Raw genomic sequence first — 12,647 nt, 5'->3', positions numbered from 1 at the left:
ACTTAGGATTTGAACCTTTCAAACTCCTGCCTCCGCAACCAAAAACAAAAGTGGGCCTTGTACCCGCTTTTTGTTTTATCTTAATCTTAGGATTTGAACCTTTCAAACTCCTGTCTTCGAAATCATAAAAGCCCGCAATCATATGGATGCGGGCTTTTTGCTTTTATCGAAATCGGTCGGATCCGTTAATTGTTCGGCGTCGGGCGTCTCTTCATCGATAAGGAGATTCGCTTTTTTGCAAGGTCTACCGAAAGGACGTAAACTTTTACGATATCGCCCACCTTGACCACCTCCGACGGGTGCTTTATATAATGGTCGGTGATCTCGGAAATATGAACCAAGCCGTCCTGATGGACGGCAATGTCCACAAAGGCCCCGAAATCAATGACGTTTCTGACCGTTCCCGTCAGCTCCATACCGGGTTTCAGGTCTTCCATGCTCAGGATATCGCTCCTCAGGAGCGGAGGCGGCAGCTCGTCGCGAATATCGCGGCCCGGTTTCATCAGTTCTATGATGATATCACGCAGGGTCGGAATACCGATGCCGACCGCCTGTGCCACTTTGGATTCGCCCGTTTCTTTAATTAAAGATGGGAGAGATTTTACCTTTTCGGAAGTGAGATCGGAAACCGTCATCCCAAATTGGCCTAACAGCATTTTAGTAGCATCATAGGATTCCGGGTGAACCGATGTATTATCGAGAATATTTTTAGCCCCGGGTATGCGCAGAAAACCCGCGGCTTGCTCGTATGCTTTCGGGCCGAGTTTCGGCACTTTTTTCAGTGCCGTGCGAGAAGCAAACGGACCGTTTTCATCGCGGAACGCCACCACATTTGCGGCAACGGCAGCGCCGAGACCCGAAACATAGGTGAGCAATGAGGTTGAGGCCGTGTTTAAATCGACTCCGACGCTGTTGACGCAGTCCTCCACAACACCCGTGAGCTCAGTATCCAATCGAGCGGGGGGCATATCATGCTGATACTGCCCTACCCCGATGGATTTGGGATCAATCTTGACAAGCTCCGCGAGCGGGTCTTGTAACCGGCGTGCGATGGAGACGGCGCTTCTGAGCGAGACATCAAAATCGGGGAATTCTGCGGCTCCCAGTTTGGATGCGGAGTAGACCGAGGCGCCTGCCTCGTTGACAACCATATAGGACAACGGCGTTTCGACCTCTTTAATCAGCGCCGCGACAAAGATCTCGGACTCTTTGGAGGCCGTGCCGTTGCCAATGGCAATGACTTCGACTTTATGCTTGCCGATCAGGCGTTTCAGCTCCCGCTTAGCTTCCTCTGTTTTATTGTGAGGCGGGGTTGGATAGACGACGGTGGTGTCAAGCACTTTGCCGGTCGGGTCGACAACGGCGATTTTACAGCCGGTGCGGTAGGCGGGGTCAAAGCCCAATACGGTTTTCCCCTTAATCGGCGGCGAAAGCAGCAGCGGCTTCAGGTTTAATCCGAACATCGAGATCGCCTGCTGATTGGCCGTGTCGGTCAGCTCGGCGCGTATTTCACGTTCAACGGAGGGCTTGATTAAGCGGTTCCATGCATCTTCGGCTGCTTGACGCACCCATTCGGATAATATGGAGGTCCCTTTTACATACGCCGCAAAGATCGGCGTTAAAGCCAAGCCGTCCGTAATTTCGATTGCAACTTTCAAAAACTTTTCCCGCTCGCCGCGATTGATGGCTAAGATGCGGTGGCTCGGGATTTTACTCACCGGCTCGGAGTACTCGGCATACATCTCATAAACCGATTCCTGCTTCTCTTCGGTCTTCTCCGCGCGGGAGGTGATCACGCCGCTTCGCTTAATCAAATCGCGGAGCTGCCCGCGCAGTTTCGGATCATCGGAAATAATTTCGGCGATAATATCCTTTGCACCGTCGATTGCTTCTTCCACGGTATTGACGGAAAGCTCCGGGTTAATATACGGTAAAGCGATTGATAAGTCGCTGCCGCTGTCTTGTTTTAATATGAGTTCCGCCAAGGGTTCCAACCCTTTTTCTTTTGCGATGGTTGCACGGGTGCGGCGTTTCTGCTTGTATGGGCGGTAAATGTCTTCGAGCGCGGACATCGTCGCGGCTTTTTCGATTTCCGCTGCCAACTCATCGGTCATTTTGCCCTGCTCGGTGATGCTCTCTTTGATCTTCTGCTTGCGCTCTTCAAAAGAACGCAGATATTGCAGCCGGTCGGCGAGTTCCCGCAGCACCTGATCGTCGCAGGAGCCGGTCATCTCCTTGCGGTAGCGCGCAATAAAGGGGATGGTGTTTCCGTCATCGATCAAGGTGATAATATTTTTCACATGCTCGGGTTTGAGTTTAAATTCCGTGGCTAAAGCGAGATATTGTTCCATAAATTATCAGTTGATTCCCTCTTCTATATTTTATCCGCGTCGGTATAAGTGGACGTTCTCATCGTGCAGAGAATCTCCACTTCCCTGTCGATGGGCGTAAAATCGGTGCTGTAAATCGTGAACGAGTCCTTGACCTGCGGCACACTGCCGCGCAGCGTTTTATGGTAGAGATGTTTGCAAAACATCCCTTTGACGGTAATGGTGTGGCCCTTGTCGATATGCTCCAGACGGACGTTCCCGTTTTTCAAGCTGATGTATTCGCCCGCATGGGCATCCATGACGAGATTCTCGGTCTCCACTTTGCAGTTCGGAATCACCACATATTCCAATTTAAACGGAACCTTTTCGGTGCCCTCGGTCTTGACCCGCAGTTTCAGCCCGTTCTCCAGTTCAATGAAATCAATCGTGATTTTTAAGGTACAGACGCAGACCTTTTTGCGAATCGAATGATCCATCGCAAACCAGTCCGAAGTCGCCGGCGGGGTCTCAAACGGGAGCATATAGTCGTCGACGGCCGTGATTTCCATGCGGTATCCCTCGTCGGTCTTGACGACCTCGGTCGGAACAAACTGCGCAATCGCAAAGAAGGACGCACATGCGCGGACGTAGATATTCAAATCCCCGCACTTCACAAATAGAAAGTTCGGATTGTTGGCGATAATCGAATAGCTGAAATATTCCTTGCTGCGGCGGTAGATATTCGACAGCGGATAGAAAGCGGAATAGGTTTTGGGGATTTCGATGCCTTTCAAATCCTTTTCGGAGTCCCACTCAATCAGCTCGGGATTCAGCAGATAAACCCACATCGCGTTAGGCGCGCCTCGGTTGTTGTCGACCGAATCGTTGAAAATTTCCTCGGCAAACTTCAGATACTTCTTGTTCTTGAGGGTATGGCCCGCCCAGAGATACAAAAAGTAATACGGATGACCGGGGAAAAACTTACCGGAAGCAGAACCCTCGCCCTTGTCCTTGCGCCGGGAATTCTGGGTAAAAATACTGCCGTCGCACTCGATATAATTAAAGAGCAAATCCATATTTCTTTCAACGTATTCATAAATCTCGGGATGCTTGCCTTCTTCGGCGATGGTCAGCAGCGCATTGTCGTTGACCGCATTATACATGCCGGCCGAACGCTCGGTAAACTCGCCGTATTCATCAATATCAATGCCCTCGGCCAGATATTTGTCGGCCTTTGCTTTCAGCTCGGGCCAGCCCAGAATATTATAGGTCATCAGCAAAGCGGCGGCTTCCATCCAACGATGGTTCGGGGTGCGAAAACCCGTCACCAGCATCCCTTTGGCATGGTGGGTGATCACAATCAGTACCCGGCAGGCGGTCTCTTTTTCCGCTTCGGTCTGATCGGCATATTTTAAGAATATCCGATAAGCGCGGACAATGTTTAACAGATCAAACGTCGCCGGCGCGTGAAAATCCGAAATCAGCACATTGATGGTGCAGTCCGGATTGGTCGAACGCAAAATAAAATCACACCCGGCATTGATTCTCTCCAGCACTTCCGGATTTTTATAATACTTGCTCTCTTTGCAGCAATATGTGCAGATCAAATTATGCAAAATGCCCGCCGCACCGGTGGTTTCCGAAATCAGATAAGAATCCGCATAACCGCCGTTAAACAGATGATTCGGATCGTTGATGATCTTGGTCTTACTCTTTTCATACGTCGCATCAAGGCTCTCGGCTATTTTCAGATAATGTTGATTCATTCTGTTTTTTACCCGTCCTCTTCGCGGACGGATAACCTCCCATCCATATTTTCAGGGGCAAAACCGCTTATGCAAACTATACCATATTTTGCGCCGCTTTACAATCCGAAACAAAAAACCGCTGAAGTGCCTGCCTCAACGGTCGAAAACCGAAAACCCGTATTTTCAATCATTTCTCCGTCTCTCTTTTTTTCTTGACCTTTTGGCGAATATAGCGAAAATCACCCGCCATCACCTTATAAAAAAGCCGTTCGAGTTTCCGCCAGAACAAAACCACCGGCACATTATATGCCATGATCCGGTTGCGTTTTTTCTCATATTCGGCATCCGCAATGATATATTTCGCATGTTTAAGCGGAAACGCCAATTCGTAAGTTTTCGTGAAAAACGTTTTGCGGACGCCGCGCGGCAGCATATTCAGCGAATCGCCGTGCGCGGCGTCTTTGGAGCAGCCGATATTGCTGATCATATTATATTTCGGGACGATTTGAAGCTGATTCCTGCCGTATACGCTGAACTCATAAAAGAACTCCAGCGCGGCAACATGCCCTTCATATAGTTCCTGCTTTGCATAGGCGGATACCCTTTTCCAAAAGGTCTTATTGCGCTTGGTCTGTTCTTTCAGCAGATTCATGACATAGGGGTCCTTGCCGTATTCGAAGTCGTTAAATTGCTCAGCGGTTCTTTTCCAAGTGGCATTCCCCCAAATCGCGCCCTGTTTGGAAAAGAAATAATCCGAATTGACGTTTTCGCTGACGCCGAGATGGTTATACCCGCATATCACGCTGATCCGCTCATCATCTTTATAATATTCCAATAAATCCGCGCAGTATTGAAAAAAGCTGACCGACGGAATGGAATCGTCCTCCAGAAAAATGCATCTGTCGACTTTACTCCAAATCAAATCCCTGGCTTTTCGCCCAATGGTATAAAGCCCGAGGTTTTGTTCTTCATAAAGTTTATAGACAGTACACGCCCAGTCGATTTCCTCATCAAAAATCTTACGGTTTGCGGCAATGACCGCCCGCTCCTGTTCGTTTCGGCCTCCGTCGGAGATCAAAAACAAAACGCTCGGACGCGCTTGTTTTAAAACCTCGAATTGAACGCGCTGGCATTCGGGGCGTATCCATATATTTATTTTTACCGGCACATCGACCAGAAAGGGGTTCTTTTGCATTTTCGGTATCCTTTCATCTGCTTTTATATATTCGGAAATTCCTCAAAACGGGAGATTGTTGCACCACTTATGAACAAGTATCTTTATACCGCCGTTATTTTCTGCAACCCAAAACAATGCTGCATATTCTGTCGACGTCTTCCAAGTGCAAATCCGAATAAAGCGGCAGCGCAAGCACCCTTTGGCTGATATCAAGGGCAACGGGCGTGAGCGCGGGATCATACATGCCGCGGTAACAGTCAAAAGCGCTTGTGAGCGGGTAAAAATATTTTCTTGCAAAAATATCGTTTTCGGACAGTTTTTCAAACACCTCATCACGGCCTGCGCCGAAACTGTCTTCATCAAAAATAACCGGAAAATATGCATAATTCGGCGTCACATCCTGTTGAACGGCATTTAGCCGCAGCCCGTTGATGTCGGAGAGATTTTCAAAATACCGATCGGTGATCGTCTTGCGTTTTGCAATTTCAAAATCGATGTATCTGAGGTTGCAAAGCCCCATCGCGGCACAAAATTCATTCATTTTTGCATTCGTGCCGACCTCGTCTACAAGGTCATAATCCCGAATCCCGAAATTTTTAATCCTGTGTATCCTTTCACCCGTCTCACGGTCCTCAAAGCAGACAGCGCCGCCTTCGGCGGTATTAAAAACCTTTGTAGCATGAAAGCTGAAGCAGGAGATATCCCCGAAAGAGCCGATGCCCTTCCCCCGGTACTTCACGCCGAACGCGTGGGCGGCGTCATAAATAACCTTCAGATGGTGTTTCTTTGCAATGCGGTCGATTTCGCCGATGTTGCAGACGTTCCCGTATACATGAACAGCGACGATTGCGGTTGTTTTTTCGGTAATCAGCGATTCGATTTTAGACGTGTCAATTGTGAAATCGACGGGATTGATGTCGCAGAACACGGGCTTCAATCCGCTTCGGACAATGGCGTGAGTCGTCGAAGCGAAGGTATAGGGCGTTGTGATGACTTCGCCCGTCAGCTCGAGGGCTTGCATGGCTATTTCGAGCGCCATATGCCCGCTTGAAACCAGATCAATATTTGGCACATCCAAATACGCTTCCAGTTCGGACTGTAAAAGGTTGTGTTTTGACCCCATATTGGTCAGTCGGCGGCTCTCCCACAGCGGTTGAATTTCTTTGATATATTCCTCAAACTCGGGCATGGAAGAACGGGTGACCGGTATTGTTTTTTTCTCCGCCATAATACCCTCCTTTAACTGCGGTATGAAGGGAAGTAGTCCCCGTTGTCCGTTTTGCCCGAAAGCTTTACCAATTGATCATAAATCTCCGGCTGCGAAATGCGCTTCCCCTGCCAATATTCCAAAGATGTATGTTTTGAAAAATGCTTTTTAAAGAGCAAAAGAGAATCGTCCGGCGCGCTCGTGCGTCCGCTGCCGTAAACCACATAACGATAACCCCGCTCTTTTGCCCAGCGAATCAGTTCGGCATTGAGCAGATAATTGCCGTAACACGAAGTGCCCTTGACACTCATCGAACCGAGATGGCAATAGACGGCGTTTTCCCCGAGCAACTCGATATCCCGCCCCAAAACCTCATCGCCCAGAAGCGTTTCCGCTAAAATCACTTTGTTGTTCAACGAGATCAACAGTTCTTTGAAATATTCTTCGTTGAATCGATAGTGCGCTTCCGCATTCAATCGGTCCATATGTTCGCAGTAATCCCGATAAAAAATCCCCGCAATTTCCGGCGGCGGGTTTTCGGTAATACGCACGTTCAAGCCGAATTTCACGGCTTTATTCACCCCACGCTTTGCTGTTTTTGTCAGTTCGCTGACGGCAGGGTTCTCCGAACAATCCAATCTTGTCGCCGCCGATTCTCTGACATTGAACAATTCATATATGCCGCGAAACACCTCGGCGTTTCTCAGCACCGGATGAAAGCGGACAAACTCCGCTACAATCCGCTGTTCCCTGCAGTGGGCATTCAATGCCTTCTCAAATAAGTTTAAAAGCGCCTCGGTTTTTCCTTCCCGAACCTCGACAATGCAGGGGCCACCGTAGCCGTACGGGGTCATGGTGTCAAAATATTCGACCCCGTCCACCCTCCATTGAATCGGGCGTTTGAGATATTGATAAAGCACTTCGCCATACGCACACCGAAATTGAAACCGCACCAGTTCGCCCTTTTCGATATTCTCATACAGTTTCCCGTATTCTTGTGTCAAGTAAACATCCGGCATGGGTTATTTCCGAGCTCCTCTCGGTTCCAATTCCAGCAGAGTCCTGAGTTCGGTCGGCGTTACCAACACCTGTTGATTCGCTTCGATCAGGCGGTGAATACGTTCCAGCAGCATGGCGTTCGTCGCTTTGACGGTGCGTTCGGGGTTATACCAAATGTTGTCCTCCAGACCGACGCGCACGCCGTAGCCCATGCTGATGGCCAGCGAATTCATGTTCAGTTGGTAATTGCCGATGCCGCCGAACGAGAAAACAGCATCCGGCGGAAGTTCGCTGACCAGAAGCCCGGACGACAGCAGTGTCGCCTGCGCACAGGCGATATTGCCCAGAATTAAATTGAAATAATACGGCGGTGTGATCAACCCTTTGGTGATCAGGTATTTGGCATAGTTGATCATGCCGGAGTCAAACGCCTCCAGCTCGGGTTTGATCCCTTGTTCCTGCATGATTTTTGCAAGGTCCATGATCATAGACGGCTCGTTGATACTCGCCTGTTTGTTAAAATTTAAAGAGCTGAGCGTCAAGCTGGCCATATCCGGTTTCGCGGGCCCATCCAAAAACAACACCTCGGAACGCTATTCCAACCCGGTGTGAATGCGCCCGCTGGTGGAGACGCAGATCACCAGTTCCGGCGCAAATTCCCGGATGCCGAGAATCATTTCCTCATAAATCTCTTTTTTATAATGGGGTTCGCCGTTTTCGTCTCTTGCGTGCAGATGAACCATGCTGATGCCGATTTCGCACGCTTTTTTCACATCCGCAATGACCTCTTTCGGTGAAAGCGGCGCGCTGTTGTTTTGTTCTTTTGTCGGTATCATGCCGGTGGGGGTAAAATTGACGATAATCCCTTTGGGCATAAAATCACTCCTTTTTCTCGTGCGGTCTGGCGGGGTTTCCGACGACGGTTATTCCGGCCGGGATATTTTTGGTCACCACCGCACCTGCGCCGGCCAGCGCATTGCGCTCGATTTTGATTTTATGTAAGACGGTCGCTCCGAGGGCGATATAGCAATAATCTTCAATCTCGCAAAATCCGCCCAGTGTGCATCCGGGGCTGAATGTGTTGCCATTCCCGATGTTAAAATCATGCCCGATATAAACAGATTGCCGCACCATATTCGCATTTCCCATTTTTCCGTTAACCCCGAGGTGCGCGAAAGCCATGACAATGTTATTTTCACCCATCGTGACGCTGTCGGCCACATCGGCCAGCGGGCTGATGTAATTCTCGACCCGATATCCCTCCGCTTTGATCCGCTCATACACCTTGATTTTATCTTCCATGTGCCGAAATGCGTCCACCGCGCTGATCATGGCATATTCGGACGGCGGATACCGTTTGACCGCATCCTGAAATCCGACCAAAGGCAGCCCGCAGAATTCTTCCGCATCCAGATATTTTTCATCGACGGTAAAAGCGCAGATTTCAAAATCGGGTGAACGTTTTTTGGCATCTTCATACAGCATTTGCGCAATGTTGTTGTTTCCGAACACAATTACTTTCTTCATATAATTCCTCTTTAAAACAATATACTCGACCCCGTTGCTCTCTTTTTCTTTTGGCAGACATCCCGTTTTCAAAAACTTGTCCTGCGCATTCCGAACACTTCCTGTTGTATATATAATTGATTGTCAACAAGGCGCGAATCTTTTTTCATTATATATCAAATTGTTATATAAAGTCCATAGTTTCAACATTTTTACTCAAAAACCTCGCTTTTTCGGTGTTTCACCTCCAATCCGCAGTATTAAAACAACGCCTTCCTGTACGGAGGTGTTCTCTTTGTATATAAAATCCTTTCAAATTCGATTATCGCAAATATTACATATTATCTCCCGGTCGAAAAACATGGAACTTTCACAACCCGTTTTCGCAGCGGGATTATTTCAACCCTTCCAGGATCTTTTTCGCAATCCGACCCAGCTCGTCAAACGCGTCCCGAAACCGAACGGGATCCTGCCGGTTCAGCTCATAATCATAGGTGTCCGGAAAATCCTTTTCGCCCTCCGAGATCATCTCGTAAAAAGTATACACCTTTTCCCGATCAATCCGGCCGCCCATCCGTTTGAACACTTCCTCTTTGACCTGCGCATCGGCGACGAGTACGACATCGGCGCCGGTGATTTTTTTCTCCGCCTCTTCACTCCAGGGATTTCGGCGCAATGGGTCCGTCTCGATTCTTTTGCGCAGTTCCCGATAAACTTCTTCCATCAGCTGCGGCGTGTCCGGATATTGCTCATAAGCGGCAATCCCGACGGAATAAAGCTCAAGTTTGATCCCCTGCCGCTCTGTATAGTATCGCATATATTGTTCCAGAACCTGGCTTCGTAAAATATTGCCGTAGCAAATGATCACCCACGATTGAATTTCGGTGTTTTTGCTGTCAAAAAGTTGTTTTCCCATAAACGCTCCTGTCTGAATCTTCTCGCCGGGGCTTTATTTTAAGGTAACAATACAAGTATATCACACAGAGTTTTTGTGTCAACGTTGACATGACCCGATAAAAACGGTAAGATAAATTAAAGTTTTACCGAACAAGGAGAGATGCAAGCGATGATGTTGTCAGCTTTAGTGGATTTCCCCGACGATGCGCGCAACGAGTATCATGAAAGCACCGTCGATCAAATGATGGCAAAATTACAGGATATCGGCGTCCGCCGTTTGTATTTTCAATATTACAGCAATCGTGATTATGGGTATTGCTGGGACAACCATGCGCCGGGAAAGAGCTTGGCCGGCTGCCGGAAAACAGCCGAAAACATGCCGAATTTCAGCCGTGTTTTTGCCGCATCGGCCAAACGGCACGGCATTGAACCGGTCGCCGTGATGCGCCCGCAGGAACAGGGCAACTGGACGACCTGTTCGCCGTATTATGAAGAAGTCCGCAATTACCCCGGCATTGCCCGAAGCGGCGGATTTATGCAGATCACGACCCGATTTACACAGCAGCATCCCGAACTGCGCATCAAGCGCAGAAGCTGGGATCTGAACCCCGATTCATTCAATCAAACCATCTGCTCCATCAAACTCAAAAAACAAAATGCAGTGCCGAGCCGCATTGAAAAACAACATATCACGATTTATATTTCCGACGACAACGCACATTATCAAAAATACCAAGGTGATTTTACGCTGACGCGTTGTGTTGAAAAAGCGCAGCAGGACGTCATCTTGTCCGAATGGATTCCCGACTACGGGCACAAGACACTCACCCGGGCGGGAGATGCGGTCGAAGTCCTCACGCTGAGCGGGCTTTCCATCGACGCACGCTATGTGGTCGTCGGCGTGAACTGCCCCAGCGAGGCATCCTCTGAGGAGCGCTTCACCAATACGCCGGTAGCGGCCATCTCGATTTACGATAAAGACGGAACGCCCATCGATGCCTGCCCGGGCGGAGATCTGCGGGGCACACCGACCGGCGAGCCGCATATCGTGGCCGGATTCAATTACGACGACGGCTTCGGCGTCTATCAGGCGCTCACCCTCGACAAACCCGAAGGCGAAGGTTATATGGCGATCTGCAAGGGCAAAAACCAATATGTGCACGGCGCCTTGTGCGCCTGCGAACCGGCGGTTCAGGCCTATTGGCTGTCGCTGGCCGAACAGGCGATGGACGACGGTTTCGAGATGATCAGCAACCGCATCGAATGCCATTCGGTACACGTCGACGAACCCTTTGCCTACGGGTATAATGACTGCATCAAAGCGGAATACGCCCGCCGCTGGGGTGCTGCCGAAGAACAGGATATGGAACTTGACAAAATCGCCGAAATCCGCGGCGACGCTTATACGAAATACCTTGCCGAGTGCGCCCGCAGAGCGCGGAATCGCGGCAAAAAGGTCTGCCTGATTCTGAACATGGAAATGCTGCATAACCCCATCCCCTACAACCGCCGCTACGCCTATCCCATGAATGTGGAGTGGCAGTGGGAACGCTGGCTGAAGGAAGTGCGGCCCGACGAAATCACCATCCGCACCTATTTTATGACGCCGGAATTCGTCATGAACGACCCACAGTCCCAAACCATTCTCAAAGCCGCCGAAGAAACCGGTGTGCCGCTGACCTATGAGCGGTATTGCTATTGGGACTTTGCCGCCGATTTCGAATATATCCGCAGCACCGGGAAGTTTGACAATATGACTCTGTATGAAACCGCCGATGTGATCGAGAGCGACGGAAAAGGCGGCATCAACATCCTGAAACCCGAGCTGCTCGACCGACTGAAAGAACTCACCCATTCCTGATGCAGCAAGAGGAGAACACCATGGACGAAAAAACATTGACAATCGGTTTGGGCGGCTACCGGATTCTGCAAGCGCCGAATAGGACCCCGACCCAGATGATGTCCTATCTCATCACCACACCGAGTGGAAAGCTCATGGTCATCGACGGCGGCACCGCCGAGGATGCGCCCTATCTGATCGAGACGATTCACCGGCTGGGTTCCGAGGTTTCGCTGTGGATCGTGACGCACATGCACTACGATCATTATCAGGCGTTGGGCGAAATCCTCAAACAGCCCGATACCTGCGGCATCACCATCAAGCAGCTCTTGTATCAGTTCCCGCCGGCAGAGTGGGTACATCACGTCGAACCGCACTTTCTCGAAGTCAACAGCGCCTTTTATGCCTTGCTTCCCCAATACGAGCCCATTACTGAAATCATTCACAAGGGCGATATCTTCACGTTGGACGGCATGACCGTCGAAATCCTCAAAGACCCGTCGGATTACGCCGATTATGACCCGTCCTATCAGGGCGGTTCCACCGTCAACGACACCTCAATCGTTTTTAAGGTCTATTTTCCGAAAGGAAAATCCGCCTTGTTTTTAGGCGATCTGGGTCTGCGGGCGGGACATCGGCTGGCAGCCGTATGCGGAGTGCGTCTCAGAAGTGACATCGTGCAGATGGCGCATCACGGGCAAAACGGCGCCGGCGAAGATGTGTACCGGTTGGTGCAGCCCAAGCTGTGTATGTGGACCGCACCCATGTGGCTGTATGACAACAATCCGGGTCTGCGGGACGAATCCCGCGAAAATCGATTTGATTCCGGGCCTTTCAAGACCGTCATTGTCCGCCGCTGGATGGACGAATTGGGCGTCACCCTGCACGCCGTCGAGGGCGAAGGCCCCGTCTGGATCGTTTAAAAGGCCGTATCCCATTTGTGTTTCAGGTGTATTCAGTGTAT

General features: G+C 50.0%; 9 protein-coding genes and 1 pseudogene. 2 read left to right on the top strand and 8 right to left on the bottom strand.

Going from position 1 to position 12,647, the window contains the following annotated elements:
* Positions 1–185: 185 nt before the first annotated feature.
* The 8 genes and pseudogenes from PK629_06510 to PK629_06475 all read right to left on the bottom strand — a co-directional run bounded on the left by PK629_06510 (position 186) and on the right by PK629_06475 (position 9,862).
* Positions 186–2,351, bottom strand: coding sequence for a Tex family protein (locus PK629_06510; protein HOP11123.1), 2,166 nt, complete (start codon positions 2,349–2,351; stop codon positions 186–188).
* A gap of 23 nt (positions 2,352–2,374) precedes the next feature.
* Positions 2,375–4,075, bottom strand: coding sequence for a hypothetical protein (locus tag PK629_06505; protein HOP11122.1), 1,701 nt, complete (start codon positions 4,073–4,075; stop codon positions 2,375–2,377).
* A gap of 169 nt (positions 4,076–4,244) precedes the next feature.
* Positions 4,245–5,252 (bottom strand): hypothetical protein, encoded by a 1,008-nt coding sequence (locus PK629_06500; protein ID HOP11121.1) that lies wholly within the window; start codon positions 5,250–5,252, stop codon positions 4,245–4,247.
* Between the two features lie 94 nt (positions 5,253–5,346).
* Positions 5,347–6,462 (bottom strand): DegT/DnrJ/EryC1/StrS family aminotransferase, encoded by a 1,116-nt coding sequence (locus PK629_06495; GenBank protein ID HOP11120.1) that lies wholly within the window; start codon positions 6,460–6,462, stop codon positions 5,347–5,349.
* 11 nt (positions 6,463–6,473) lie between these two features.
* Entirely contained in the window at positions 6,474–7,460 is a 987-nt protein-coding gene (locus tag PK629_06490) for a GNAT family N-acetyltransferase (GenBank protein HOP11119.1), read from the bottom strand.
* Between the two features lie 3 nt (positions 7,461–7,463).
* A pseudogene (locus PK629_06485) lies at positions 7,464–8,315 on the bottom strand (3-keto-5-aminohexanoate cleavage protein).
* A gap of 4 nt (positions 8,316–8,319) precedes the next feature.
* Positions 8,320–8,967 carry a hypothetical protein gene (locus PK629_06480; GenBank protein HOP11118.1) on the bottom strand — a complete coding sequence of 216 codons (648 nt, stop codon included), beginning with the start codon at positions 8,965–8,967 and terminating at the stop codon, positions 8,320–8,322.
* A 373-nt stretch (positions 8,968–9,340) separates the two neighbouring features.
* Positions 9,341–9,862: a hypothetical protein gene (locus tag PK629_06475; protein ID HOP11117.1), complete on the bottom strand. Its 522-nt coding sequence runs from the start codon at positions 9,860–9,862 to the stop codon at positions 9,341–9,343.
* A 150-nt stretch (positions 9,863–10,012) separates the two neighbouring features.
* Here PK629_06475 and PK629_06470 point away from each other — a divergent pair, with 150 nt between their 5' ends.
* Positions 10,013–11,704 carry a hypothetical protein gene (locus tag PK629_06470; protein HOP11116.1) on the top strand — a complete coding sequence of 564 codons (1,692 nt, stop codon included), beginning with the start codon at positions 10,013–10,015 and terminating at the stop codon, positions 11,702–11,704.
* 20 nt (positions 11,705–11,724) lie between these two features.
* Positions 11,725–12,606, top strand: a complete 882-nt coding sequence (locus tag PK629_06465; protein ID HOP11115.1) for an MBL fold metallo-hydrolase — start codon at positions 11,725–11,727, stop codon at positions 12,604–12,606.
* The last annotated feature ends 41 nt before the right edge of the window (positions 12,607–12,647 follow it).

It is taken from the genome of Oscillospiraceae bacterium (assembly GCA_035380125.1).
Classification (GTDB): Bacteria; Bacillota; Clostridia; order Oscillospirales; family JAKOTC01; genus DAOPZJ01.
This window is presented reverse-complemented; position numbering and strand designations above follow the sequence as displayed.

Bases quoted from the DNA above. Each gene is read 5' to 3' on its own strand.
- PK629_06510 (HOP11123.1), bottom strand. From the start codon at position 2,351: ATGGAACAATATCTCGCTTTAGCCACGGAATTTAAACTCAAACCCGAG.
- PK629_06505 (HOP11122.1), bottom strand. From the start codon at position 4,075: ATGAATCAACATTATCTGAAAATAGCCGAGAGCCTTGATGCGACGTAT.
- PK629_06500 (HOP11121.1), bottom strand. From the start codon at position 5,252: ATGCAAAAGAACCCCTTTCTGGTCGATGTGCCGGTAAAAATAAATATA.
- PK629_06495 (HOP11120.1), bottom strand. From the start codon at position 6,462: ATGGCGGAGAAAAAAACAATACCGGTCACCCGTTCTTCCATGCCCGAG.
- PK629_06490 (HOP11119.1), bottom strand. From the start codon at position 7,460: ATGCCGGATGTTTACTTGACACAAGAATACGGGAAACTGTATGAGAAT.
- PK629_06480 (HOP11118.1), bottom strand. From the start codon at position 8,967: ATGAAGAAAGTAATTGTGTTCGGAAACAACAACATTGCGCAAATGCTG.
- PK629_06475 (HOP11117.1), bottom strand. From the start codon at position 9,862: ATGGGAAAACAACTTTTTGACAGCAAAAACACCGAAATTCAATCGTGG.
- PK629_06470 (HOP11116.1), top strand. From the start codon at position 10,013: ATGATGTTGTCAGCTTTAGTGGATTTCCCCGACGATGCGCGCAACGAG.
- PK629_06465 (HOP11115.1), top strand. From the start codon at position 11,725: ATGGACGAAAAAACATTGACAATCGGTTTGGGCGGCTACCGGATTCTG.